At 67.9% G+C, this 25,273-nt stretch carries 27 protein-coding genes; 21 read left to right on the forward strand and 6 right to left on the reverse strand.

The genetic code is table 11. The features are described from left to right. The first annotated feature begins 12 nt into the window (after positions 1-12). From MF609_RS10650 to tatC, 17 genes are all read left to right on the forward strand, one after another. On the forward strand, positions 13-936 hold the full coding sequence (locus tag MF609_RS10650) for a D-alanine--D-alanine ligase (RefSeq protein WP_336944609.1): 924 nt from the start codon (positions 13-15) through the stop codon (positions 934-936). Continuing rightward, the gene (locus tag MF609_RS10655) at positions 933-1,865 is read left to right on the forward strand and encodes a cell division protein FtsQ/DivIB (protein WP_242416287.1); all 933 of its coding nucleotides are present in this window, start codon (positions 933-935) and stop codon (positions 1,863-1,865) included. Before MF609_RS10650 ends, MF609_RS10655 begins: the two co-directional genes overlap by 4 nt. Positions 1,866-1,879: 14 nt before the next feature. Next, complete coding sequence (gene ftsA, locus MF609_RS10660; RefSeq protein WP_242416288.1) at positions 1,880-3,139, forward strand: cell division protein FtsA; 1,260 nt, start codon at positions 1,880-1,882, stop codon at positions 3,137-3,139. A gap of 110 nt (positions 3,140-3,249) precedes the next feature. Beyond that, a complete protein-coding gene (gene ftsZ / locus MF609_RS10665; RefSeq protein WP_242416289.1) occupies positions 3,250-4,749 on the forward strand; it encodes a cell division protein FtsZ in 1,500 nt (499 codons plus the stop codon). Positions 4,750-5,157: 408 nt separating this feature from the next. Continuing rightward, positions 5,158-7,080, forward strand: a complete 1,923-nt coding sequence (locus MF609_RS10670; protein ID WP_242416290.1) for an SPOR domain-containing protein — start codon at positions 5,158-5,160, stop codon at positions 7,078-7,080. After that, complete coding sequence (locus tag MF609_RS10675) at positions 7,077-8,237, forward strand: deoxyguanosinetriphosphate triphosphohydrolase (protein ID WP_336944610.1); 1,161 nt, start codon at positions 7,077-7,079, stop codon at positions 8,235-8,237. The genes MF609_RS10670 and MF609_RS10675 overlap by 4 nt, the downstream gene beginning before the upstream one ends. Before the next feature lie 71 nt (positions 8,238-8,308). Further along, positions 8,309-9,733: a DUF1800 domain-containing protein gene (locus tag MF609_RS10680; protein WP_242416328.1), complete on the forward strand. Its 1,425-nt coding sequence runs from the start codon at positions 8,309-8,311 to the stop codon at positions 9,731-9,733. Positions 9,734-9,736: 3 nt separating this feature from the next. Then, the gene (locus MF609_RS10685; RefSeq protein WP_242416291.1) at positions 9,737-10,882 is read left to right on the forward strand and encodes a DUF1501 domain-containing protein; all 1,146 of its coding nucleotides are present in this window, start codon (positions 9,737-9,739) and stop codon (positions 10,880-10,882) included. A 62-nt stretch (positions 10,883-10,944) separates the two neighbouring features. Next, positions 10,945-12,672, forward strand: a complete 1,728-nt coding sequence (argS, locus tag MF609_RS10690; protein ID WP_242416292.1) for an arginine--tRNA ligase — start codon at positions 10,945-10,947, stop codon at positions 12,670-12,672. Continuing rightward, positions 12,672-13,403 carry an SPOR domain-containing protein gene (locus MF609_RS10695; RefSeq protein ID WP_242416293.1) on the forward strand — a complete coding sequence of 244 codons (732 nt, stop codon included), beginning with the start codon at positions 12,672-12,674 and terminating at the stop codon, positions 13,401-13,403. Before argS ends, MF609_RS10695 begins: the two co-directional genes overlap by 1 nt. Before the next feature lie 58 nt (positions 13,404-13,461). Further along, on the forward strand, positions 13,462-14,466 hold the full coding sequence (gene nagZ, locus MF609_RS10700) for a beta-N-acetylhexosaminidase (RefSeq protein ID WP_242416294.1): 1,005 nt from the start codon (positions 13,462-13,464) through the stop codon (positions 14,464-14,466). Between the two features lie 65 nt (positions 14,467-14,531). Then, positions 14,532-14,963 (forward strand): hypothetical protein, encoded by a 432-nt coding sequence (locus tag MF609_RS10705; protein WP_242416295.1) that lies wholly within the window; start codon positions 14,532-14,534, stop codon positions 14,961-14,963. 32 nt (positions 14,964-14,995) lie between these two features. After that, positions 14,996-15,727, forward strand: coding sequence for a segregation and condensation protein A (locus tag MF609_RS10710; RefSeq protein ID WP_242416296.1), 732 nt, complete (start codon positions 14,996-14,998; stop codon positions 15,725-15,727). Continuing rightward, a complete protein-coding gene (gene scpB, locus MF609_RS10715) occupies positions 15,724-16,290 on the forward strand; it encodes an SMC-Scp complex subunit ScpB (protein WP_242416297.1) in 567 nt (188 codons plus the stop codon). Before MF609_RS10710 ends, scpB begins: the two co-directional genes overlap by 4 nt. Positions 16,291-16,327: 37 nt before the next feature. Continuing rightward, a complete protein-coding gene (locus tag MF609_RS10720) occupies positions 16,328-16,612 on the forward strand; it encodes a twin-arginine translocase TatA/TatE family subunit (RefSeq protein ID WP_242416298.1) in 285 nt (94 codons plus the stop codon). 47 nt (positions 16,613-16,659) lie between these two features. Further along, positions 16,660-17,076 (forward strand): Sec-independent protein translocase protein TatB, encoded by a 417-nt coding sequence (tatB, locus tag MF609_RS10725; RefSeq protein WP_242416299.1) that lies wholly within the window; start codon positions 16,660-16,662, stop codon positions 17,074-17,076. Then, positions 17,073-17,846 carry a twin-arginine translocase subunit TatC gene (gene tatC, locus MF609_RS10730; protein ID WP_242416300.1) on the forward strand — a complete coding sequence of 258 codons (774 nt, stop codon included), beginning with the start codon at positions 17,073-17,075 and terminating at the stop codon, positions 17,844-17,846. Before tatB ends, tatC begins: the two co-directional genes overlap by 4 nt. An 86-nt stretch (positions 17,847-17,932) precedes the next feature. Here the strand turns inward: tatC and MF609_RS10735 are convergent, their stop codons facing one another. The 4 genes from MF609_RS10735 to lipB form a co-directional block, all read right to left on the reverse strand. Continuing rightward, entirely contained in the window at positions 17,933-18,067 is a 135-nt protein-coding gene (locus tag MF609_RS10735) for an entericidin A/B family lipoprotein (RefSeq protein ID WP_242416301.1), read from the reverse strand. Positions 18,068-18,374: 307 nt separating this feature from the next. Further along, entirely contained in the window at positions 18,375-19,046 is a 672-nt protein-coding gene (locus MF609_RS10740; RefSeq protein ID WP_242416302.1) for a hypothetical protein, read from the reverse strand. Between the two features lie 204 nt (positions 19,047-19,250). Then, positions 19,251-19,523 carry a hypothetical protein gene (locus MF609_RS10745; RefSeq protein WP_242416303.1) on the reverse strand — a complete coding sequence of 91 codons (273 nt, stop codon included), beginning with the start codon at positions 19,521-19,523 and terminating at the stop codon, positions 19,251-19,253. A gap of 88 nt (positions 19,524-19,611) precedes the next feature. Further along, positions 19,612-20,298 carry a lipoyl(octanoyl) transferase LipB gene (gene lipB / locus MF609_RS10750; RefSeq protein ID WP_419723095.1) on the reverse strand — a complete coding sequence of 229 codons (687 nt, stop codon included), beginning with the start codon at positions 20,296-20,298 and terminating at the stop codon, positions 19,612-19,614. Positions 20,299-20,358: 60 nt separating this feature from the next. On the opposite strand from lipB, the gene MF609_RS10755 reads away from it, so the two are divergent. Both MF609_RS10755 and MF609_RS10760 read left to right on the forward strand, forming a co-directional pair. Further along, the gene (locus MF609_RS10755; RefSeq protein WP_242416305.1) at positions 20,359-21,195 is read left to right on the forward strand and encodes a hypothetical protein; all 837 of its coding nucleotides are present in this window, start codon (positions 20,359-20,361) and stop codon (positions 21,193-21,195) included. Further along, on the forward strand, positions 21,192-21,932 hold the full coding sequence (locus tag MF609_RS10760) for a hypothetical protein (RefSeq protein WP_242416306.1): 741 nt from the start codon (positions 21,192-21,194) through the stop codon (positions 21,930-21,932). The genes MF609_RS10755 and MF609_RS10760 overlap by 4 nt, the downstream gene beginning before the upstream one ends. Here MF609_RS10760 and MF609_RS10765 read toward each other — a convergent pair. Both MF609_RS10765 and hemF read right to left on the reverse strand, forming a co-directional pair. Beyond that, complete coding sequence (locus tag MF609_RS10765; RefSeq protein ID WP_242416307.1) at positions 21,905-22,498, reverse strand: GNAT family N-acetyltransferase; 594 nt, start codon at positions 22,496-22,498, stop codon at positions 21,905-21,907. The two genes, MF609_RS10760 and MF609_RS10765, sit on opposite strands and share 28 nt — an antisense overlap. A gap of 4 nt (positions 22,499-22,502) precedes the next feature. Further along, positions 22,503-23,345 (reverse strand): oxygen-dependent coproporphyrinogen oxidase, encoded by an 843-nt coding sequence (gene hemF / locus MF609_RS10770; protein WP_242416308.1) that lies wholly within the window; start codon positions 23,343-23,345, stop codon positions 22,503-22,505. A gap of 183 nt (positions 23,346-23,528) precedes the next feature. On the opposite strand from hemF, the gene kduI reads away from it, so the two are divergent. Together kduI and kduD are read left to right on the forward strand one after the other, a co-directional pair. Beyond that, a complete protein-coding gene (kduI, locus tag MF609_RS10775; protein WP_242416309.1) occupies positions 23,529-24,368 on the forward strand; it encodes a 5-dehydro-4-deoxy-D-glucuronate isomerase in 840 nt (279 codons plus the stop codon). A 159-nt stretch (positions 24,369-24,527) separates the two neighbouring features. Beyond that, a partial coding sequence (gene kduD / locus MF609_RS10780) for a 2-dehydro-3-deoxy-D-gluconate 5-dehydrogenase KduD (RefSeq protein ID WP_242416310.1) occupies positions 24,528-25,273 on the forward strand: 746 nt, incomplete at its 3' end.

Below are 25,273 nucleotides of genomic sequence, written 5' to 3' on the forward strand. Positions count from 1 at the left end.
GGAACCGACCGCGTGACCGACCCCCTCCACATCGTCGTCCTCATGGGCGGCTGGTCGTCGGAACGCGAAGTCTCGCTGATGTCCGGCGCAGGCGTCGCGACCGCGCTCGAATCGCTCGGCCACCGCGTCACCCGCATCGACATGGACCGCAACATCGCCGCCCGCCTGGCCGAAGCGAAGCCCGACCTCGTCTTCAACGCCCTCCACGGCTCGCCCGGCGAGGACGGCAGCGTGCAGGGCATGATGGACCTGATGGGGCTGCGCTACACGCATAGCGGCCTCGCCACCTCGGTCATCGCGATCGACAAGGTGCTGACCAAGCACGCGCTCGTCCCCGCTGGCGTGCCGATGCCTGGCGGCCGCATCGTCAAGACCGCCGAACTCTACGAACGCGATCCGTTGCCGCGCCCCTATGTCCTCAAACCCGTCAGCGAGGGTTCGTCGGTCGGCGTCGCCATCGTCACCGACGACAGCAACTATGGCAACCCGATCGCGGCGGACGCGAAGGGACCGTGGCAGGAATTCGACGAACTCCTCGCCGAGCCCTTCATCCGTGGCCGCGAACTGACCACCGCTGTCCTCGGCGACCGCGCACTGGGCGTCACCGAACTGAAGCCCAAGAGCGGCTTTTACGATTACGACAGCAAATACACCGACGGCCTGACCGAACATGTCTGCCCCGCCGACATTCCCGACGACATTGCGCAGGCGTGCATGGCCTATGCCGTCACTGCCCACCGCGTGCTGGGCTGCAAAGGCGCGTCGCGCACCGACTTCCGCTGGGACGATAATCAGGGTGTCGACGGGCTGTTCGTCCTCGAAACCAATACCCAGCCCGGCATGACCCCCTTAAGCCTCGTGCCCGAACAGGCGCGGCATGTCGGCATGAGCTACGAGCAACTCGTCGGCTGGATCGTGGAAGAGGCGATGCGATGACCCAGACCGGAAAGCGCGTCGTCCAGACCCGCACCGTCAAGCCCAAGCGCCGCGTCCAGACCAAGCGCCCGGTGCGCGCCTCGGTCCTCGACCAGGCCGTTGCCGCGCTGCCCGGCGGGGCCGCCACCGCACGCCGCATCGTCGGCTGGAGCCTGACCGCCGGGGCAGGGGCGATCGCACTGGCGCTCGCCAACTGGTTCGGCCTGTTCGGCATGGTCGGCGTCGCCGCCGCCGAAGCCGTCGGCGCTGCGGGCTTTCGCGTCGAACAGATCGAGGTGACCGGCCTCAAGCGGATGGACGCGACGTCGGTCTATGCCGTCGCGCTGGACCAGCGCTCGCGGGCGATGCCGCTGGTCGATCTCGACGCGACGCGGCAGAAGCTGCTCGACTATGGCTGGATCGCCGATGCCCGCGTGTCGCGCCGGCTGCCCGATACGCTGGTGGTCGACGTCGTCGAACGCGATCCTGCCGCCGTCTGGCAGAACAAGGGGCAGCTGATGCTGATCGACGAGGGCGGCGTGCTGCTCGACGGGGTGCAGCCCAACAAGATGCCGCGCCTGCCGCTGGTGATCGGCGATGGTGCCAATGCGCAGGAACCGGCCTATCGCAAGCTGATGGCCGCCGCGCCCGCGCTGAAACCCGTGGTCAAGGCCGCGATCTGGGTCGGCAATCGTCGCTGGGACATCCTGTTCCAGACCGGCGAACGACTGGTTTTGCCGGAAGGCGACAGGGGATCGGCGCGCGCGCTGGTGAAGTTCGCGCAGCTCGACGGGACGCTAGGCCTGCTCGGCAAGGGCTATGACCGGTTCGACCTGCGCGATCCGACCAAGCTGGTCGTGCGGATGAAACATGCGACGCCGGACAATGGCGACGACGGCAGCGAACAGGGCAACAGTGCCGCGACCGCGAAACCGGTCGAGGGCGACTGACAGGGGGCAGGACCATGGCGAAATTGGCACCGGAAGGGATCATCACCGCGCTCGACATCGGCACGTCGAAGGTATCCGCGCTGATCGCGAAGCCGGGCGAGGGCGGCGAACTGACCGTGCTGGGCACCGGCCAGCGCGAGAGCCGGGGCGTCAAGCGCGGCTATATCGCCGACATGAAGGCGACCGAGACGGCGGTCCGCGAAGCGGTCGAGCAGGCCGAACGCATCGCCGGCTTCAATATCGAGGATGTGTGGGTCAGCTTCTCGGCCGGCGGCCTGGTGTCGGATATCGTCAAGCTGGAGGTCGATCTGGGTGGCCACCGCGTCGAACAGTCGGATATCGACGCGCTGCTGAAGGCCGGACGCAACGCCATCGATCCGGGTCAGCGGATGGTGCTGCACGCCCAGCCGATGCGCTATACGCTCGATGGCCTTGGCGGAGTGAAGGAGCCGAAGGGGCTGCACGCCGATCGCCTCGGCGTCGAAATCCACGTCGTCGCGACCGAAGGCTCGCCGGTGCGCAATCTCGACCTATGCGTCCGCTCGGCGCATCTCGAAACCAAGTCGATCGTCGCGGCGCCGGTCGCGACCGGGCTGGCCTGCCTGTCCGAAGAGGAACGCGAACTGGGCGTCGCCCTGGTCGAGATCGGCGCAGGGATCACCAACGTCTCGGTCTTCGCCAATGGCGTGCTGACCGGTCTCGCGTCGATCGCGATGGGGGCCAGCGACATCACCGACGACGTCGCCTCCGCCTTCGGCACCAACCGGGCACAGGCCGAGCGGCTGAAATGCTTCTATGGTTCGGCCAACATGTCCCCGCGCGACAATCACGACATGATCGACGTCGCGCCGGTCCGTGCGGACGAGGATGCGGAGGGCACGCGCATCACCCGCGCGCAGCTCATCACCACCATCCGCCAGCGGCTGGAGCGGCTGGTCGCCGAAATCTCCAAGGAATTGCGCCGGTTGAACTTCGACGATCCCGTCGGGCGACAGGTCGTGCTGACCGGCGGCGGTGCGGAGCTGAAGGGCATCGCCGACTATGCGCAGCAGGCGCTGGGCCGTCCGGTCCGCGTCGGCCGGGCGCGGGGTCTGGCGGCGCTGCCCGATGCGCATTCGGGACCGGGATTCGCGACGCTTGCCGGCCTTGCCATGTTCGCCGCGTCGAACCCGGTCGACCTGCGCGCGCTGCAGCCGACCCAGCAAATGGTGTCGCGCCCCAGCACGGGGGCGCTGTTCCAGCGGCTGTTGACCGCATTTCGCGCCAACTATTGACGATTTATTACCATCGGGCCGGGTGGAGGGGCTAGGATCGTCCTTCGGCTTGATGCACAACCGCCTATCGAATTTTGTACCCGGTGCCGGCCGGGACAGGGAGACCGAGTATGAGCATCGAATTTCTGGCACCCGACGTCGACGAACTGACCCCGCGCATCACCGTGATCGGGGTCGGCGGGGCCGGCGGCAACGCGATCGCGAACATGATCCGTGCCGAGGTGCAGGGGGTCGAGTTCCTCGTCGCCAATACCGACGCGCAGGCGTTGAAGCAGTCGGAAGCGCCACAGCGTATCCAGCTGGGTGCGAAGATCACGCAGGGGCTGGGTGCCGGCAGCCGCCCCGAAATCGGTCGCGCCGCCGCCGAGGAAACGATCGAGCAGGTGCAGAAGTCGCTTGAGGGCGCGCATATGTGCTTCATCGCCGCCGGCATGGGCGGCGGCACCGGCACCGGCGCCGCGCCGGTGATCGCGAAGGCCGCGCGCGAGATGGGCATCCTGACCGTCGGCGTCGTGACCCGTCCGTTCGCGTTCGAGGGCAAGCGCCGCGCGAAGTCGGCCGAGGCCGGCATCGAAGAGCTGCAGAAATATGTCGACACGCTGATCGTCATCCCGAACCAGAATCTGTTCCTGATCGCGAACGCCAACACGACCTTCAAGCAAGCCTTTGAAATGGCCGACGAAGTGTTGCAGCAGGGTGTGCGCGGCATCACCGACCTGATGGTCATGCCCGGCCTCATCAACCTCGACTTCGCCGACGTGCGCTCGGTGATGCAGGAGATGGGCAAGGCGATGATGGGCACTGGCGAGGCCGAGGGCGACAACCGCGCCATCGAAGCCGCGCAGCAGGCGATCGCCAACCCGCTGCTCGACGGCGTGTCGCTGAACGGGGCCAAGGGCGTGATCGTATCGATCACCGGCGGCGACGACATGCGCCTGCTCGAAGTGGACGAGGCCGCGAACCATATCCGCGAACTGGTCGACGACGACGCCAACATCATCTGGGGTTCGGCGTTCAATTCCGAACTGGAAGGCAAGATCCGCGTCTCGGTCGTCGCGACCGGTATCGAGGACGAAGCCCCGTCGCAGGCGGTCCCGGCGCCCGCACAGGCCGAGCCGACCCGCGCCTTCTCGTTCAACGCACCACGCCGTCCGGCCGCGCCGGCCGCCGCGCCGGTCGCGCCGAGCGGTGCCGCCGCCGAGCATCTCCAGGAAGCGCCGGCCCCGCAGCCGATGGACCGCTTCCCGCAGGGCGCGAGCCAGCCGTCGCCTTCGGAACGCGTCGTGCCGCATTCGACCTACGACACGCCGCCCGCCCCGGCGCCGGACGAGGACGAACTGGTGCTGGGTGCCGAACAGGCCGCCGCCCCGATCCCCGCGCCGACCCCGGCCAGCGATTTCGGCGCATCGTCGAACGACGGCCGTCGCCGCTGGCTGACCCCGGACGCTCCGGCCGAAGCCCCGCGCGAGGAAGCGGCCCCGGCGCGCAAGCCTGGCGGCACGCTGTTCGAACGCATGGCCAATGCCGGCCGCGCGCCCGCACGCGGCACCGATGATGCGAAGGAACCGCTGGACATCCCGCGCTTCCTGCACCGCCAGAACAACCAGTAACGGTCGTCGCCCGGCGGGACCGGGCGGCTTCCGCCACCGTACATCAAACGTCACCCCGGGCTTGACCCGGGGTCCCGCTTCTTTGCCGACGGAGAAGGAAAGCGGGACCCCGGATCGAGTCCGGGGTGACGTCCGTGTGTATGGAAGCCGTTCACGACCACCATGTCCGACAGGGCCGGAAACCATTTTCCTACACGACCGAACCCTGCCAGCCTGCCGCTTCCCGTTCCTCAATCCCAGCCACTTGAAACCCGAAGGCCAAACGACACGCAAAACGCGCACGAGTGTGAACTTTGTGAACTTTGGCCCGCGCCGGCTCGCTTCGTCGTCACCACCACTCGCTTCACCGCCGCTTGAGGCTTGCGAACATTCCCCGTTCAGCCGTCCCATGGTTAAGCGGACCGGCCCATGACCCAGTTCCCCACGCTCCGCGCCGTCGCCCTGCTGCTCGCCTCCGCCGCGCCTCTGCCCGCGCTGGCGCAGCCCGGTGCGATCGTCCAGCCGCTGACTCCCAATGCCGACCGCCTGTCGGAACAGATGCGCATCCTCGGCCGCAGCCCGAACGACGTGTCGGCGCTGATCGAAGCGGGGCGGCTGTCGGGCAAGCTCGGCGATACCGATGCGGCGATGCAGTTCCTCGCCCGTGCCGAAAAGGTCGCACCCAACGATCCGCGCATCCGCGCCGCCCGGGGCATCTCGCTGGTGGCGATGGAGCGGCCGGGGGAGGCGCTGGCCATGTTCGGCTCGGCCGAACGCGCCGGGGTGTCGATGACCCCGTACCTCGCCGAACGCGGGCTCGCCTATGACCTGCTCGGCCGGGGATCGCTGGCGCAGGCGGACTATCGTCAGGTGTTGCGCGCCGGTGAGGATGACGAGGTGACCCGGCGGCTCGCCCTGTCGCTCGGTATCGACGGCAATGTGACCGAATCGACGGCGGTGCTGAACCCGCTGCTGCAAAAGGGCGACCGCGCGGCATGGCGGGTGCGCGCCTTCGTCCTCGCCATGTCCGGCGATGCGGCGGGCGCGGACAAGATCACGGCCAGCATGTTGCCGGGCTTTTCGGCCAGCCTCTCGCCCTTCTTCCGCCGCCTGCCGCAGCTGGCCGGGGCGGACCGTGCCTTCGCCGTCCATTATGGCCGCCTCGCACCCAGCCCGGAACGGCTGGCCGACGCGCGGCTCGCCCCGCCGCTGCCCGCGCCGGTCCGCACCGCGCCGCCGGTCGCGCTGGCCTCCGCCACGCCAACCGCGACCGTAGCGACCACGCGCACCGTCACGCGCACGCCGACCTATGCCGAGCGTCGCGCCGAACGCCAGCGTCAGGCACAGGCGGCGCAACTCGCCCAGGCCGAAGCCGCCCGCCGCGCTGCCGACGCGCAGGCACAGCAGCTGGCACAGGCCCGCGCCGACGAAGCTGCCCGCCGCGCCGCCCTTGCCCAGCGGCAGCAGCTCGCCGCGCAACAGGCCGAACAGGCGCGCATCGCCGAAGCGACCCGCATCGAGGCGGAGCGCGTCGCCGCACGGCAGGCCGAGGAACGCCGCGTCGCCGCCGAGGCACTGGCTGCCCGCGACCGCGCCGAACAGGCCGCCCGCCCGCCGGTACAGGTCGCCTCCGCCCCGGTGCCGGTCACCATCGTCGACCGCCCTGCGGAACCCGCCCCGGCTGCGTCGCCGCCCACAGCTGTCGAGGTGGCGAGCGCCGCGCCGGCCACGACGCCTGCCGCCGCGAGCGTCGTTGCCCGTGCCCCGTCCAACGACGACGTGCTGGCGCGCATCATCCGCAACCTCGACATTCCGGCGTCCGAACTGGGCGTCGGTCCGCCGCCGGCTCCGGTCGCGGCCCCCGCCAGCAGCGCCACGCTCGCCGCCGAAGCGGAAACCGCCCGTCGCGCTGCGGAGGCCCGCGAAGCCACCGCCCGCGCGGCGGAAGCCGCCGAGGCAAAGAAGCTTGCCGCCGCCCGCGCCGCAACCGCCAAGAAGGCCGCCGAAGCCAAGCGGATCGCCGACGAGAAGAAGGCGGAGGCCGCCGAAGCCGCCCGCCTCGCTCAGATCAAGCGCGCCGACCCCGAACGCCATTGGGTTCAGGTCGCCGGTGGCGCCAACGTCGCCGGCCTGCCCGCCGCATGGGGCATCATGGCGGGCAAGGCACCGGCGCTGAAAGGTCGTCAGGCGTGGACCACGCCGCTGCGCGCGACCAACCGCCTGCTGACCGGCCCGTTCAAGAGCGATGCGGAGGCGCAGGACTTCGTCAACACGCTGCGCAAGTCCGGGGTGCAGGCCTTCACCTTCACCAGCGAGGCGGGGCAGAAGGTCGCGCGGGTCCCGGTCAAGTGAGGGCATCCTATGCCGCCGACCCGCTGGCGCATGGCGGGCGGCTCCATCCCGAACCGGGCGATGCGACCCGCGGGCCCCGCGACGCGTTCCAGCGCGATCGCGACCGCATCATCCATTCGATCAGCTTCCGGCGTCTGCGCCACAAGACGCAGGTGTTCATGGCGCCCGACGGCGACCATTTCCGTGTCCGGCTGACCCACAGCCTGGAGGTCGCGCAGATCGGTCGCGCCGTCGCCCGCACGCTCGGTCTGAACGAGGACCTGACCGAGGCATTGTGCCTCGCCCATGACATCGGCCACCCGCCGTTCGGCCATGCGGGGGAGGACGCGCTGGAAGCGGCAATGGCCGGCCAGGGCGGGTTCGACCATAACGGTCAGACGCTGCGCACGCTGACCTGGCTCGACAGCCCGTATCCGCGCTGGCGGGGCCTGAACCTGACCTGGGACACGCTGGAGGGACTGGCCAAGCATAACGGTCCGATCCCGACGCCCGGCTGGGCGCTGGCGGAGGCGGATGCCGCCCATGGCCTGCGGCTGAACGAATGGCCGTCGCTGGAGGCGCAGATCGCCGCGATCGCCGACGACATCGCCTATGACAATCACGATATCGACGATGGCCTGCGCGCCGGACTGCTGACGCTTGACCAGCTCCTCGAAGTACCGTTCGTCGCCGCCGGTTGGGACGCGGTCCGCGCGCGTTTTCCCGACGTGCCGGCGGAGCGGCTGGTAGGCGAACTGACGCGCTCTCAGATCGGTGCGATGGTGAACGACCTGATCGCCGAGACGCAGCGTCGGGTGGCCGCCGCCCGCGTCGAAACGGTCGCCGACGTTCGCGCGGCGGGGCAATGCCTCGCCCATTTCTCGCCCGAAATGGCGGAGGCGGAGCGGACGCTGAAGCGCTTCATGTACGCCAATCTCTACCACCATCCGCGCCAGCTGGCGGCGGCGGCGATGGCGGAGACGGTCGTCGCCGGCCTGTTCGCGGCCTATCACGCCGACCCGGCGGCGATGCACGATGGCTGGCGCGCGACGCTGCCGGAGGGGGAACCGCAGCGCAGTCGCCACATCGCCGACTATATCGCCGGCATGACCGACCGGTTCGCAGTGCGCAGCTATCGGCAGGTCGTCGGCCCGATCGACCTGCCCGACGGATTCTGACCCCGCTGGCATAACTCTGCGACAATCGGCGCGCTCAGTCGCGGGCGAGTATGGCTGTGGAGTCGCGGGTGATGGCGCTTGCGGAGATTGCATGGAACCGGTTCGGGCTGGGCGCGCGCGGGGACGAAGCGCCGCCGGCCGACCCGAAACGCTGGCTGACCGACCAGTTCGACCGCTGGAACCCGCGTCCGGCCACGCTGGCAGGTACCGCGACGACGGCAGTCGCGGGGCAGGCGGTGGCGCAGGCGCGGGCCGAACTGCGCATGGTTCGGCAGGAACGCCGCGCGACCCAGGCGACCGACAAGCCTGACGCCATGCCGATGGCGGCGGACCCGCCCGACAATCGCGCCGCGCAGATTCGCCGCGGCGTTCGCCAATTCTACCTCGACGGCGTCGCCGCCCGCACCGCGGCGGCGGTGGCCAGCGACACGCCGTTCATCGAGCGGCTGACCCATTTCTGGTCGAACCATTTCGCGGTGTCGGCGGACAAGTTGGAGGTGACCGGCCTCGCCGCCGCGTTCGAATTTGACGCGATCCGCCCGCATGTGCTGGGCCGCTTCCACGACCTGCTGCTGGCGGTCGAGCATCATCCGGCGATGCTGCTCTATCTCGACCAGGCGCAGTCGGTCGGCCCCGACAGTCCGTTCGGCCAGCGTCGGATGGGCGGACGTGCCGGGCTGAACGAAAATTTGGCGCGTGAGATTCTGGAACTGCACACTCTGGGCGTCCGTACCGGCTATGGGCAGGGGGACGTCACCGAACTGGCCCGTGCACTGACCGGCTGGACCGTCGCTGGCCTCGGGCGGGGCGGGCCGCGCGTCGTGCCGGGGCAGCCGGGCGAGGCGGTGTTCGCGCCCGCGCTGCACCAGCCGGGGTCGCGGACCGTTCTGGGCATGCAATATGGGGAGGGCGGCGCGGAACAGTCGGCGGCGGTGCTGGCCGATCTGGCGGTTCATCCGGCGACTGCGAAACATATCGCCACCAAGCTGGTCCGCCACTTCATCGCCGACGATCCGCCCCCTGCTGCGGTGGCGCGCCTCGAGCGGGCGTTCCTGTCGTCGGGCGGTGACCTACCGACCGTCTATCGCGCGCTGATCGCTGCGCCCGAGGCATGGGCACCGAGCACACCCAAGTTCCGCACGCCATGGGAATGGACCGTCGCCGCACTGCGCGCGATCGACGCGCCGGCGGCGGAGGGGCGGGGGCTGGTCAACCTGTTCGGGCAGCTGGGTCAGCCGATCTGGCGACCCGGCCAGCCGATCGGGTTCGACGATATCGCCGCCAGCTGGGCCGGCCCCGACGCGTTGATGCGCCGGATCGAGGCGGCCGAGCGGCTGGCCGGGCGATTGCGCGAGCCACCCGATCCCCGCGCGCTGGCGACGCGACTGTTCACGCAAAGCCTCGCGCCGACCACCGCGACGGCGATATCACGCGCCGAAAGCCCGGCACAGGGCCTCGCGCTGTTGTTCGTCGCCCCTCAGTTCCTGCGGAGATAAGCCATGACCGACCGGCGAAATTTCCTGATCGGCGGCGGAGCGGTGCTGTCCGCTGCGTTCGCCCCGCGCCTTGCCTATGCCCGCGCTGCGACCGATCGTCGTTTCGTGTTCATCATACAGCGCGGTGCGGCGGATGGCCTCGCCATGCTGATGCCGACGGGCGATCCCGGCTTCGCGCCGTTGCGCGGGGTCTGGGCGGAGGATGCGGCGGCGGCGCGCAAGCTGGACAGCATGTTCGCGCTGCATCCCGCGCTCTCGAGCATGGCGGGGCTGTACGACGCCGGCCAGGCGCTGTTCGCCCATGCCGTCGCCTCGCCCTATCGCGACCGCTCGCATTTCGACGGGCAGAATGTCCTCGAAACCGGCGGCGCTGCCGCCTATGCGGTCAAGGATGGCTGGCTCAACCGGCTGCTGACCCTGCTACCGCGCGATGACGCCCGCGCCATTGCCGTCGCCGCTACGGTCCCGCTGGCGTTGCGTGGGGGCAGGGAGGTCGCGTCCTACGCACCCTCCGCCCTGCCCGACGCGTCCGGTGACCTGATGGGGCGGGTGACGCAGCTCTATGCCGAGGACCCGCAACTCCATGCGCTGTGGGCCAAGGCGTTGCAGACCCGGCAACTGGCGCAGGAGGCAGGTGGCGATGCCGGACGCGACGCTGCAGCGACCGGAGCGCTGGCCGCGCGGCTGCTGGCCCCGGCCGATGGCGCGCGGATCGCGATGATCGAGAGCGGCGGCTGGGACACCCACGCCGGCCAGCGCGGGCGGCTGAACAATCAGCTGAAGGCGCTGGACGCGATGGTCGGTGCGTTGAAGGACGGCCTCGGCCCGGCATGGAACCGGACCTTGGTGCTGGTCGCAACCGAATTCGGCCGAACCGCGAGGATCAACGGCACCGGCGGCACCGACCATGGCACGGCTACCGCGACGATGCTGTTGGGCGGCACGGTGCTGGGCAGACGGGTCATGGCCGACTGGCCGGGCTTGTCGAAGCTCTACGAGGATCGCGACCTGACGCCGACGACCGATCTCGACGCGCTGATCGCCGGGGCGGTCGCCGGGCATTTCGGGATCGATCCGGCACGGTCCATGGCGACGCTGTTTCCCGGCAGTACGGGCCGGCGTCCGGTTGCGGGACTGATCCGGGCGTGATCCTTTGCAGCGGCGGCGGTATCGGCTAAGCGGCGCGTTTGGATCAATCGACCGGAACCGCCATGACGCTGTACCCCCGTTTCTTCGCCCATCTCGACCGCGCGCTCGACACGCTCGTCGCCCGTGGCGACCTGCCGGCGGGACTGGAGCGACGCGCGATCACGGTCGAACCGCCGCGCGATACGACGCATGGCGACCTGTCGACCAATGCAGCGATGGTGCTGGCCAAGCCGGCCAAGACCAACCCGCGCGCGCTGGCCGAACTGCTGGTCGCCGAACTGGCCGGCCTGCCTGAGGTAGCGAGCGCATCGGTCGCAGGGCCAGGCTTCATCAACCTGACGCTGACCGACGACACCTGGCGCGGCGAACTGACCGCGATCGCCGAAGCGGGGGACGCCTATGGCCGTTCGCAGACCGGTGCGGGGCAGGTGGTAAACATCGAATATGTCTCGGCCAACCCGACGGGGCCGATGCACATGGGCCATTGCCGCGGCGCAGTGGTCGGCGATGCGCTCGCCAGCCTGCTCGAATGGAACGGCGCGCGGGTCATCCGCGAATATTATGTCAACGATGCCGGCGGACAGGTCGCCGTCCTCGCCCGCTCGGCGCATCTGCGCTACCGCGAGGCGCTGGGCGAGACGATCACCATCCCCGAAGGCCTGTATCCCGGCGACTATCTGGTCCCGGTCGGGCAGGCGCTCGCCGCCGAATATGGCGACCGCTATGCGAACGCACCCGAGGAGGAATGGCTGGCGCTGTTTCGCACCAAGACGGTCGCCGCAATGCTGGAGATGATCCGCGCCGACCTGCAACTGCTCGGCATCCATCACGACGTCTTCTCGTCCGAAGCCGAGTTGCAGGCTGCCGGCAAGCCCGAAGCGGCCGAGGCATGGCTGCGTGCGCGCGACCTGATCTATGACGGTGTCCTCGAAGCGCCGAAGGGCGAATTGCCCGACGATTGGGAACCGGTCGAACTGCCGTTGTTCCGCTCGACGAAGTTCGGCGACGACCAGGATCGCCCGATCAGGAAGTCGGACGGCAGCTGGACCTATTTCGGCGCCGACCTCGCCTACCACTTTCAGAAGGCAGAGGGTGCCGATCAGCTGATCGATATCTGGGGCGCGGACCATGCCGGCACCGTCAAGCGGATCGTCGCGGCGGTGCAGGCACTGACCGAAGGCAAGACCCGCTTCGACGTCAAGCTCGTGCAGATGGTGCGCCTGCTGCGCGGTGGCGAGCCGGTCAAGATGTCGAAGCGCGCCGGCAATTTCGTCACGCTGGCCGATGTCGTCAACGAGGTCGGCAAGGACGTGGTGCGCTTCACCATGCTGACCCGCAAGGCCGATGCGCAGATGGACTTCGACTTCGCCAAGGTGGTGGAGGCGTCGAAGGACAATCCGGTGTTCTACGTGCAATACGCCCATGCCCGCGTCCATTCGCTGGTCCGCCGCGCGGCGGAGGCCGGCATTGCCGAGGACGCGAATGCAGACCTGTCCCGTCTCGATACGGTCGAGCTGGCGCTGGTGAAGCGTGCGGCGCAGTTCCCGCGCGTCGTCGAAAGCGCGGCGGCGGCGCGCGAGCCGCACCGGATCGCCTTTTATCTCTACGACTTGGCCGCCGAATTTCATGCGGCATGGAATCTCGGCAACGACGATCCGTCCCGCCGGTACCTTCAGGCTGATGACGCCCAGCTGACGCAGGCGCGGCTTTTCCTCGCCCGCGCGATCGGGCAGATTATCCGCAACGGCCTGGCGATCATGGGCGTCGAGGCGGTCGAGGAGATGAAGTAATGGCGGACATGATCGCATCCGGCGATCCCGACCACGAACGCCTGCCCTGGCTGGAAAGCGCGGAGCCGGAACCGGAACCCGCGCGTCCGATCTGGCGCACGGTGCTGATCGTGCTGATCGGGTTGCTGATGGTCGGGACGATCGCCTTTGCGTTACTGCGCCATCGCGGCGCGCCGACCGCCAGCGGTACCGGCGACCTGATCGCCGCGCCGGAAGGACCGTACAAGACCCGCCCGCAGGAAGCGGATGGTTTGCGTGTGACCGGCGACAGCGATACCGCCATCGCCACCAGCGAAGGCGCGACCGGGGGCAATGCCTCTGTCAATCTGAACGCCGTACCCGAAGCGCCTGTTCAGGGTCGCACCGCCGCGCCGGCCGCCGGCCCGACCAGCAGCGGTACCGGACGCGTGGCGACCGCCGTCCCGACCACGACTGCCAAGCTGGAAGCGCGCGCGCCTGCCGCTGCCGCACCGGTCGAAACGGCGGCGGGCGCAGGCGGATCGGTCGTGCAGCTCGGCTCCTTTCCCAGTGAAGCCGTCGCGAACACGGCGTGGAACCAGCTGTCCCGCCGCTTCGCCTACCTGGCCCCACTCGGCAAGTCGGTGCAGGTAGCGGAGGTAAAGGGCAAGACCGTCTATCGCCTGCGCGTCAACGCCGGCAGCGCGAACCAGGCGTCGGACCTGTGCGGCAAGCTGAAACTGGCGGGCGAGAACTGCTTCGTCGCACGATGAGGTGGACGGGCGCGGCGACGGTTGTCGCCCGCCCGTTGCTGGGGTAGCGCGCTGTCCCATGAAGCCCGTGATCTTCGGCCTGTCCGGCCCGACCCTGACCCCCGACGAAATCGCCCTGTTCCGTGACGCCGATCCGGTTGGCTATATCCTGATGGGGCGCAACTGCGTCGATCGCGACCAGATGCGCGCGCTGACCGACAGCCTGCGAGACCTTTCAGGCCGGAGCGACCTTCCCATCCTGATCGATCAGGAGGGCGGGCGGGTCGCCCGGATGAAGCCACCGGTCTGGCCGGCCTTTCCCGCGCCCTCGGCCTTTGCCGCGCTGTACGATCGCGCTCCGTCCTCGGCGATCGCCGCGGCCAAAGCGAATGGGCAGGCCCTGGGGGTCATGCTGGCGGAAGTCGGCGTGACGGTCGATGCGACGCCGCTGCTCGATGTGGCGCAGCCCGACATGACCGGGGCGATCGGCGACCGCAGCTTCGGCGCGGACCCGATGCAGGTGGCGGCGCTCGGCCGGGCGACGCTGGACGGCTTGGCGGCGGCCGGGGTCGTCGGTATCGTCAAGCACATGCCGGGCCATGGCCGCGCCACCGTCGACAGCCATCTCGAACTGCCGCGCGTGTCGGCACCGGCCGATGCGCTCGAACAGGATATCGCGCCGTTCGCGACGCTGTCGTCCGCGCCGATGGCAATGACGGCGCATGTCGTGTTCGAGGCATGGGATGCCGATCGACCCGCCACCCTGTCGCCGACCATCATCCGTGACGTGATCCGGGGCAGGATCGGGTTCGACGGACTGCTCATGACCGACGATATCGACATGAAGGCGCTGAGCGGCGCACCGGCGGACAAGGCGGCGGCGGCGATTGCGGCCGGGTGCGACGTGGTGCTGGACTGCTGGGCACGGCTGGACGAGATGGCGGCGATCGCCGACCGGCTGGGCGAAGTCGCCCCCGAATCGCGCGTACGGCTGGACCGGGCGATGGCCGGCGTCGCGACGGAAGGTATGGCTTCGCTGGCGGAACTGGTCGACACGCGGGACCGGCTGCTGGCGCTCGCCTGACGCGATAACCGGTTCTTAACGCCGCCGACCTAGACTTTCCCGGCCTTCTGCGTGGGAACAGGACGATGCTGCCGACGGAGCCGCTTCAACTCTACCATAGCTGGCCGCTGTTCGAACGGGGAGCGCGCTTCCCCCATGGCATGCTGGATGTCGGCTATAGCGCCGGACGGGCCAACGATGGCCCGTTTGCCTGTGATCTGCTCACTAATACCCTGTCTTGGTCCGATTCAACCTATGCGCTGTTCGGCCTGCCCGCCGGTATCACACCGGTCCGCGAAGTCGTCCTGCCGATGTACCGCCCCGAATCGCGTGCCGCGCTGGAACGGCTGCGTAGCCATGCGATCCGCCATCACCGCGGCTTCACGATCGATACCGAAGTCGACGCGCCAGGCCAGCCGCTCCGCTGGGTGCGCATCGTCGCGCTGCCGGAGGTCGAGAACGGCCGGTCGGTCCGGTTGTACGGCGTCCATCAGGATGTGACGCACGAATATCGGTGACGGACCGCGCCATGGCCGGGTAGGGTCGGGCGATGGACGCCGACGCACCGGTACTGACGATCGAACTGGATGGGTGGGAAGGGCCGCTCGACCTGCTGCTGGCGCTGGCCCGGACGCAGAAAGTCGACCTGCGCCGCATCTCGATCCTCGCGCTGGTCGAGCAATATCTGCGCTGGATCGACCGGGCGGCGGCGTTGCGGCTCGAACTGGCGGCGGACTGGCTCGTGATGGCGGCGTGGCTCGCCTATCTCAAATCCGCGCTGCTACTGCCGCGCGAACCGGAAATGGACCCCGACCCGGAGGAACTGGCGCTGCGGCTCCAGCTCCGGCTCGAACGGCTGGATGCGATGCGGGAGGCGGGGGCGCGGCTGATGGGACGAGACCGGATCGGCCGGGACGTGTTCCTGCGCGGGGACCCGGAAGGGCTGAACGTCGTGCGCAAGGCGCGGTGGGACGCGGGCCTGTACGACCTGATCGCCGCCTATGGCCGGATCAGCGCCCGGACCCGCCCGGTGCTGCATGTCGTCGCCCATCGCCCCGTCATGACGCTGGAGACGGCGATCGAACGGGTGGAGACGATGCTCGGCACGCGGATCGACTGGACGTCGATCGCGGCGTTCCTGCCGGTCGACGCGGACGAACGCTATCGCCGTTCGGCGCTTGCGTCGACCTTTCTCGCGACCCTGGAACTGGCGCGGCAGGGGCGGGTGGCGATCCGGCAGGATGCGCCGTTCGGACCGATCGACGTGCGGCGGATCGCATGACCGACCCGTTCGTCCGCGCGGTCGAGGCGGTGCTGTTTGCCAGCGAAACGCCGATGACGGTCGCGATGATCGCGACTCATGTTGGGGAAGGCGACGTGCGCGCCGCGCTGACGCGGATCGCGGCGGACCATGAAGGTCGCGGCTTCGGCCTCGTTCGCCGGGGCGAGCATTGGCATTTCGAAACCGCGCCCGACCTCGCCCATTTCCTGCGCCGCGACCGCGACGAATCACGCCGCCTGTCGCGCGCCGCGATCGAGACGCTGGCAATCATCGCCTATCACGAACCGGCGACACGCGCGGACATCGAATCGATCCGCGGGGTGCAGATATCCAAGGGGACGATCGATGTGCTGCTCAGCGCCGGCTGGGTCCGGCCGGCGGGTCGGCGTGAGGTGCCCGGGCGTCCGCTACAGTACGCAACGACCCAGGCGTTTCTGGACCATTTCGGGCTGGACAGCCGCCGCGATCTACCGGGAATCGACGATCTGCGCGCGGCGGGGCTGCTCGAACCAATCGACGATGCCTGCGCAAGCGTGCTGGAAAGCGGCGGCGATAGCGACTAAGTGAGGCCCAACGATCCGTTTCGCTTGGAGTTGGACGATGGGTGGTCTTAGCATTTGGCACTGGCTTATCGTCGGCGTCGCGATCCTGCTGCTGTTCGGCAAGGGTCGGTTTTCGGACATGATGGGTGACGTTGCCAAGGGGTTGAAGAGCTTCAAGAAGGGCATGGCGGAGGACGACGATGTTCCGCCGCCGCCGGCACGGCCGCGCGAACGGCTGGAACAGCGTCCGCTCGACACTGCCTACGACCATGATCTGCCGCCGCGCGATCCTGTGCATCGCGATCCCGTTCGCGACGCCGACCGTCCGCACGGCGACCGCTGATTCCCTGTTCCCTGGCGGGCATCGCGCCCGCCTGACCCCGAGCGCCGATGTTCGATATCGCTCCCACCGAATTGATGGTCGTCGCGCTGGTCGCGCTGGTCGTCATCGGTCCCAAGGATTTGCCAAAAGCCATGCGCATCGTCGGCCTGTGGGTCGGCAAGGCGCGTGGCGTGGCGCGTCAGTTCCGCTCCGGCTTCGACACGATGGTGCGCGAGGCGGAACTTGCGGAAATGGAAAAGAAATGGGCGGAGGAAAACGCCCGGATCATGCGGGAGCACCCCGCCGATGCGCCGGCTGCGGTGCATCCCGTCGATGCGCCTTCGCCGCCACCGCCGGTCCAGGATGCGCCACAGGACATTCCGCCCCACAACGATGCGCACGCACCCGTCATGGTCGAACGTCCCGAACTGCGTGAGGCACCCGGCGATCATCCGCCCGCCGCCGATGGCAAGGCTCCGTCATGAACGATATCGACGACAGCCAGGCCCCGCTGCTCGACCATCTGATCGAACTGCGCCGCCGCCTGCTCTATTCGGCGGTCGCCGTCGCGCTGTGCTTCGCGGTCTGCTTCTATTTCTCGCATCAGATCCTGACGTTTCTGCTCAAGCCGCTGTTGGCGGCGGGGCAAAAGCGCGTGATCTTCACCCAGATTTTCGAGGCGTTCTTCGTTCAGATCAAGGTCGCGTTCTTCGCGGCGATGATGCTGTCCTTCCCGGTGATCGCGAACCAGCTATGGCAGTTCGTGGCGCCAGGATTGTATCGCAACGAGAAAAAGGCGCTGTTCCCGTTCCTGCTGGCGACGCCGGTGCTGTTCATCGCCGGGGCGGCGCTGGCCTATTACGTCACCATCCCCGTCGCGCTGCATTTTCTGCTCGGCTATCAGGGCAATCTCGGCGGCGTCGAACAGGAAGCACTGCCCTCGATCGAGAATTACCTGTCGTTCGTGATGCAGTTCCTGTTCGCGTTTGGCCTGGCGTTCCTGTTGCCGGTGCTGCTGATGCTGCTGGAACTGGCGGGGATCGTCACGCGCAAGCAGCTGGTCGGCGCGCGGCGCTATGCCATCGTCGCGGCGTTTGCGATTGCCGCCGTGGCGACGCCGCCGGACATCGGGTCGCAGTTCCTGCTCGCGGTGCCGCTGATCCTGCTCTACGAACTGGCCCTCATCGCGATCTGGTTCACCGAAAAGCGGCGGGCAAAACGCGATCCCGACGCTGCCGAGGAAGAAGCCGCCTGACGGCTTCTTCCCGAAAGATGCGGGTATAGAAAAAGGGCGGTCCGAGGTTCCGGGCCGCCCTTTTCGTGTCGACCGTCGGTCGAGCGTTACTTGGTGTCGCGTGCCGCGCCGGCGACTGCGCTGCCTGCCGACGATACGTCCTTGCCGACACCTTCAACGGTGTTGCAGGCGCTGATGGCAAGGGCGCCGGCAACGACGGCGAGGCTCAGGATCTTACGCATGTTCATCTCCGGTGTTTTGCGGGCCAATACCCGCTTCCGGGAGAGGAATGTCTGACGAAATTATTCGTTCCGCTACCAAAATGGCGCCACCAAAAAAGCGACCCGCCGGTTTGTGGCCGACGGGTCGCTTAGGTGAAACCAGTATATGGACCCGGTGGCGCTACCGGGGGGGGGGGAGGGTTTGCGCCTACCGGGTCCTTTTAGCGGATAGCGAGAGCGGGGGGGCATAAGATCGCTATCCGAAGGTGATAACGGCAAGCCCTATCCATGGTTCCGGCGCTACAGTGCTTTTTTTTGGAAAAGATCGTTAGCTCGGGAATGCGCCGCACCGCTTCGTCTGCCACACGCCCTTGCGCCAGCATTTCGGGTTCTCGAACTGGTAGAGGCGCGCCGGACGCATGTACGGGATCTGGCGGGTAAACTGCTGCTCGCCATAGGCGACCAGCGAGTTGCGGAGCTTGCGCATCCGCAGTTCCGCAAATTCGCCCAGATAGCCGCGCGGCACGAACAACGCTTCCTGCCCGATCTCGTTCGCCGCCTGGCAAAAGCCGAGCTGCGCCGACACGGTCGAGAAGCTCGAATAGACGCGCGTGCCGAACTGGTCGAGCGCGGTCTGGCCGGCCTTCAGCGACCCGGTCGTGCGGTCGAAATATTTGTCGAGCGCGGCGTAGCTGGCCTTCAGTTCGTCGGCATGGTTGAACAGCATGGCGTTGTAGTTGTTGAGCGTCAGCATCGTCGGTTCGAACTGGCACTGCAGCGCCGCCACGTTCAGCGCGGAACGCAGATTCCACAGCACGGCGGCACGCAGTTCGGCGGGCGTCGCACCGGGCAACGCCTGCGTCATGACGCCGGGTTCGTCCCCGGTCACGCGCGGTCCGTCCATGTCATAGGGCTTGAAGAAAAATTGGGCCGACGCGGGGGTTGCCGCGACGGTCAGGGCGGCGGCAGCGGCCAGGACCAGGGTACGCACTACGCTCATCTCTTCCTTTCGTGGCGCGGGCTTGGCGCCAGGGTAGGGAGCGATGGTTAAGGCGTTTTTCGCGACGACCCAAGCCCCAACTTGCACGTTGGCGTCACGTTTCGCCGCATGGAACCGTAACGATCGGGCGGATGGCGGTGACCAACGAAAAGGGCCGCCCGGTCGCCCGGACGGCCCTTCGCCAGAATAGCCGAAAACGGCTGATTACATGGCGTTGGTCATGCCGGCTTCGTTCGACATCATGGTGTCGTTCGACATCATCATGCTGTCGTTCGACATCATCATGGTGTCGTTGCCCATGGCGCCGTCAACGGCGGTCATGTTGTCCGACATCGTGCCGTCCATCATGTCGGTCGAGTTCAGGTCGGTGATGGTCGCGTTGTCGGCGGTGGTTTCGGTCTTGCCACCGCAAGCCGACAGCGCCAGCGCCGCGCCGGCGATGATCGAACCGGTCAGGATCTTCGAGAATGCACGCATGGTAAGCTCCCTAAGCTATGGATAGGCGGCATTTCTTTGCCGTTAATACCCAATCCGCGCTGGACATTAGTCGAAGGGGTGCCCGCCCTCAAGCCTCTTTCGCAGGAGGGTACAGCCCGTCCAGAAAAGCCGGCAGACCGGCGGCGAGCGCTGCGTCGAACATCTCCGGGGTCACCGTTTTCCCCAGCGCCGCTGCGCTGGTCACGGGAAATTCGGCGATCCCACAAGGAACGATGCCCCCGAAATGTGACAAATCTGGGGCCAGATTCACCGAAAAACCGTGCAATGTGGCCCACCGACGCACGCGAACGCCGATCGCACCGATCTTGGCCTCGGTCCCGCCATCCGCCGTCCAGATGCCGATCCGCTCCGGCACGGCATAGGCATGGATGTCGAAGCTCGCCAGCGCGCCGATCACCCACGCCTCCACCGCGTGGACGAAACGACGGACGTCGCGCCCGCGCCGGGTCAGGTCGAGCATCAGATAGCCGATACGCTGTCCTGGCCCATGATAGGTATAGCGCCCGCCACGCCCGGCGGCGTGGACCGGAAAGCGCGGGTCGAGCAACTCCGCCGGGTCGGCGCTGGTGCCGGCGGTATAGAGCGGTGGATGTTCGAGCAGCCAGATCATCTCGCCCGCCTGCCCATCGGCAATGGCGGTCGCGCGCGCCTCCATCGTCGAGAGTGCGTGGGCGTAATCGATCTGTTCGGTTTCGGTGCGCCACTCAATGGCTTGCGCGGTCGCGACGGGCGGGACGATGGGGTCAGGAGCCATTTTCATTCGGGATCAGGATGGGTACAGCGTCCATCGGATAAAAGGGGAGCAAGTGCAACGATGGCAAAGATCGGGACGATCTGGGACCGTGCGGTGGATTTCGTGCGCGACCATCTGGGTGAGGTGATGCCGGTCCTGCTGGCGACCCAGTTCGTGGCGCCTGCGATCAATGGCAGCCTCAGCGGTCTGCGCGCCGCAAGCGGTGCCGGCACGGCGGCGGTGCTGGGGATCGTGTCGGTCGTCGCGACGATCATTTCCCTGTGGGGTGCGCTCTATCTGGTCGCCTTCGCGGGACAGCCCGACCGGCAGGAACAGCATCGCGTCGCGCTGTCGCTGGCCAAGACGCGGTTCCTGCCGATGATCGGCGTCAGCATCGTCCTGATGGCGATCCTCGCAGTGCTGGCGATTCCCGGAGTCGTGCTGGCCGTCATGAGCGGGTTCGACTTCACCTCCGTCATGAACGGTGTGCCGCCCCAGCCCGGCGAGATCGGCAAGCTGGGCATCGCCATCCTGTACTTCTTTGCCCTTGCGCTGTTCATCGTCTGGGCATCGGCCCGGCTGCTGCCGATCAACGCCGTCGTCGCGCATGAGCGTCGCGGGATCGGTGCGATCGGCCGGGCATTTGCGCTGACTCGCGGCATGACGCTGAAGCTGATCGGACTGCTGATCCTCTACGGCATCGTCACCGGCGTGGCGGTTTCGGCGGTACAGTTCGTCGTCGGCGGAATCTTCGGCCTGCTGACCGACAATAGCGCTACGATGTCGCCCGCCGTCATTGCCGGAGCCGTTGCCGTGGCGGCGGTCAGCGCCGCGCTGGCGCTGTACCAGAGCGCGTTCGTCGGCAAGCTGTACCGCGAGGTCGTCGGCCAGCAGGATGACGCGGCCGTCTTCGCATGAGGTTGAATATCGCGGCCGCCTGTGCCGAGGCGTCGACTATCTGGAAGCGCGACCGCGACGTCATCGCCGCGGTCGGGGGCGTGTTCTTCTTCCTGCCCAATCTGGCGATGGCGTTGTTCGCGCGGGTCGAGACCGCGACCGTGTCGACGACGGGCGGCGCGGCGGACGATCAGGCGCTGCTGGCATCAATGCAGTCGTTCCTGATCGACAATGCGCCGATGCTGGCGTTCCAGATGATCGCCGAACTGGTCGGCGTCACGGTGCTGCTGGCGCTGCTGCTCGACCCGAGCCGCCCGACGGTCGGAGAGGCGCTGCGAATCGTCGCGCGGCGGCTGCCGGTGCTGATCGCAGCGATGCTGCTTATCAACGTCGCGCTGGTCTGCGGCATGGCGCTGTTCATCGTGCCGGGGCTGTACGTCATCGGCCGCGCGGCGCTGGTGATGCCGGTGCTGATCGCGGAGCCGGAGCGGCGCTTCGGCGATGCGATCGGGCGGGCGGTCGAACTGACGCGGGGGCGGGTAATCCAGCTCCTGTCGCTCTGGGCGCTGATCTTCGTCGGTGCCTATTTCGTCCAGACGCTACTGCAGAGCCTGGCGCGCGCCGCGTCGTCGGGCGGCAGCAATCCGGTGACGCTGGGCATGGTGGCGATCGCGACGTCGGCCGTGTCGATGGCGACCGCCATCGCCTACACGCTGACCCGCGCCGCGATCTACCGCCGGCTCGCCAGCAACGGATAATGGCTGCCGCAGTCGTCGGGGAGGATCCCGGCGATGCGGGGGTCGGCAAAGGTCTCGACGGTGCGCTGGTACGGCACGAAGCCCGAACGGCGATAGAAGCCTAGCGCACCGGGATGATCGAGCGTGCAGGTATGCACCCACACCCGCGTCACGTCCTTGGCCCACGCCATCGCCAGCGCGTGCGCCATCAACCAGCGGCCATGCCCCTTGCCGGCCAGTTCGGGGATCAACCCGACATAGGACAGCTCGCATTCGCCCGCCGTGCGGAAATCGAGTTCGAGCATCCCGACCTCGATCCCCGCCCGGTCGACCACGGCCCAGATGCGGACGCCATCGTCATGGAGGATCGACTCGAGCCGGTCGTCCGCCATCACCAGTCGCGAGAACCACAACCACGGCCCGCCGACCCGGCGGAACAACGCGCGATATCGCTCGACCCCCGGTCGTTCCCAGCGCGCCAGCCGCAGCGGCGAGGCCGGCAATGGTGCCGGGCGTGGTCGCTCCAGCATTTCCAGCGAGGTGACGATCGTCGCGACCTCGCCGGGCCTGACCGGGATCAGTCCCACGGCGTCAGCTCCACGTCGCCAGCGGCGGCAGGCTCATCAGGATCGCATCGATATTGCCGCCGGTTTTCAGGCCGAACAACGTGCCACGATCATAGACAAGGTTGAATTCGGCATAGCGCCCGCGCCATTCCAGCTGCCGCGCCTTGTCGGTATTATCGAACGGCATGTCCATCCGGCGGCGGACCAGCTGCGGATAGATGGACAGGAACGCCTCCCCGACATCGCGGGTGAAGGCGAAGTCCGCGTCCCAGTCGGTGCCGAGATGGTCGTAGAAGATGCCGCCGACGCCGCGATGGACCCCGCGGTGGGGGATGTAGAAATAATCGTCGGCCCATTGCTTGAACTTCGGATAATGCGCCGGGTCATGGGCATTGCATGCCGCCTGCATCGCGGCGTGGAAGTCGGCGGTATCGTCCGCATAGGGGATTGGCGGGTTCAAATCCGCCCCGCCGCCGAACCAGCGCTTCGTCGTCACCAGGAAGCGGGTGTTCATATGCACGGCGGGCACATGCGGATTGGCCATGTGCGCGACCAGGCTGATGCCCGTCGCGAAGAAGCGCGGGTCTTCCGCCGCGCCGTGGATCGACTTGGCGAACTCCCCCTCGAACGTACCGCCGACCGTCGACACGTTGACGCCGACCTTTTCGAACACGCGCCCCTTCATCACGCCGCGCACCCCGCCGCCGCCCGGCGCCCCCGACGGGTCGATGCGATCCCAAGGGGTATAGGTGAAGCTGGCGTCCGAACCCGCTTCGCGCTCGATCGCCTCGAACGACGCGCAGATGCGGTCGCGGAGCGATTCGAACCAGGTGCGGGCGGCTTGTTGCTGGTGGTCGAGCGGTTGCATGGTCGGCGACTTAGGCCGGAACGAACCTTCTCGCAAAGCCCTGCAACAGTTCTTTGGAGAAACCGGTGTCATAAAGTGGGTCGACGGACGCGCCGAACCTCCTTAGCATCGGGGCGTACGGAATAGAGGCGACGGGCACGACGCGCGACGCGCGGGATACCGGTTACCGTTTGGGAGAGAGCAATGTACGACCGGACCTATTACGCGACGCATCCGGACATGATGGAATGCGTGTCGAACGAGGAGTTGCGCGACCGGTATCTGATCGAGGGGTTGTTCCGCGAGGGCGAGTGCGTGCTGAACTACACCCATGCCGACCGGTTCGTGATCGGCGGGGTGGCGGTGGGTGACGCGCCGGTGAAGCTGCCCGCGCAGAGCGAACCGAAATCGGCGGAAGGGCATCCCTTCCTCGAACGCCGCGAGATGGCAGTGGTCAATGTCGGGTCGGCGGAAGGCACGGTGACCGTCGATGGCGAGACGTTCACGCTTGGCAACAAGGACTGTGTCTACGTCACCATGGGTGCGCAGGACGTGGAGTTCGGCGGCGAGAGCGCACGCTTCTACATCGCGTCCTGCCCGGCGCATAAGGGGTTCCAGACCCGCAAGCTCGGCATCGCCGATGCGAATGCGCTGGAGCGCGGCAGCCTCGAGGAATCGAACGAGCGGACCATCTACCAGCTGGTCATCCCCGGCGTGTGCGACAGCGCGCAGCTGGTGATGGGGCTGACGGTGCTCAAGCCCGGCAGCGTGTGGAACACCATGCCGCCGCACATCCACGAACGCCGCAGCGAGATCTATTTCTACTTCGAGCTGCCGACCGACAACGACAAGGTGTTCCATTACATGGGCGAGGGCGAAGCGATGCGCCACATCGTCATGGGCAACGAGGAAGCGGTGATCTCGCCGCCCTGGTCGGTGCATATGGGCTCGGGCACCCGCGCCTATGCCTTTATCTGGGCGATGGCCGGCGAGAACCAGGACTATACCGACATGCAGGTCCTCGACATCTGCCAGCTGGCGTAAGCGCTACCTGACGGTATCCCCGCGCAGGCGGGGATTCAGGGTTAGGAGCGTTACCGTCCGCGGCTCTGGATCCCCGCCTGCGCGGGGATACGCTTTGCGAATGACCGGGGGCCGCACGATAGCCCGAACCCCGCCGATGCGCGGACACGAGGAGTAGCCATGAACCCCTTCGATCTATCCGGCCGGGTCGCGGCCGTTACCGGGGCCAATACCGGCATCGGGCAGGCGATTGCGGTCGCGCTGGCGGCGGCCGGGGCCGATGTCGCGCTGGTCGGGCGGACGCCGGCGACCGACACGGCGCAGCAGGTCCGCGCGCTCGGCCGGCGGGCGGCGATCGTGTCCGCCGACCTGTCGACCATCGCGCCGGTCGAGCGGGTCGTGGCGGAAACGCTGGAGGCGCTCGGGCGGCTCGACATCCTGGTCAACAATGCCGGGATCATCCGCCGTGCCGATGCGGTCGACTTTACCGAGGAGGACTGGGACGCGGTGGTCGACACCAACCTGAAGTCGGTGTTCTTCCTGTCGCAGGCCGCCGGGCGCCACATGATCGCGCAAGGGCGGGGCCGGATCATCAACATCGCCTCGATGCTGACCTTTCAGGGCGGGGTGCGCGTGCCGAGCTATACCGCGTCCAAGTCGGGGATCGGCGGGCTGACCAAGCTGCTGGCGAACGAATGGGCGAAGCATGGCGTGACGGTCAACGCGATCGCACCGGGCTATATCGCGACCAACAATACCGCCGCGCTCCAGGCTGATCCGGTCCGCAACACCGCCATCGTCGACCGCATCCCGGCGGGACGCTGGGGCGATCCGGCGGACCTGGGCGGGGCGGCGGTGTTCCTCGCCTCCGATGCCGCGGCCTATGTGCAGGGCCATGTCCTTGCCGTCGATGGCGGGTGGCTCGC

Origin of the sequence: Sphingomonas panni (assembly GCF_022664435.1) — a bacterium.
Classification (GTDB): domain Bacteria; phylum Pseudomonadota; class Alphaproteobacteria; order Sphingomonadales; family Sphingomonadaceae; genus Sphingomonas; species Sphingomonas panni.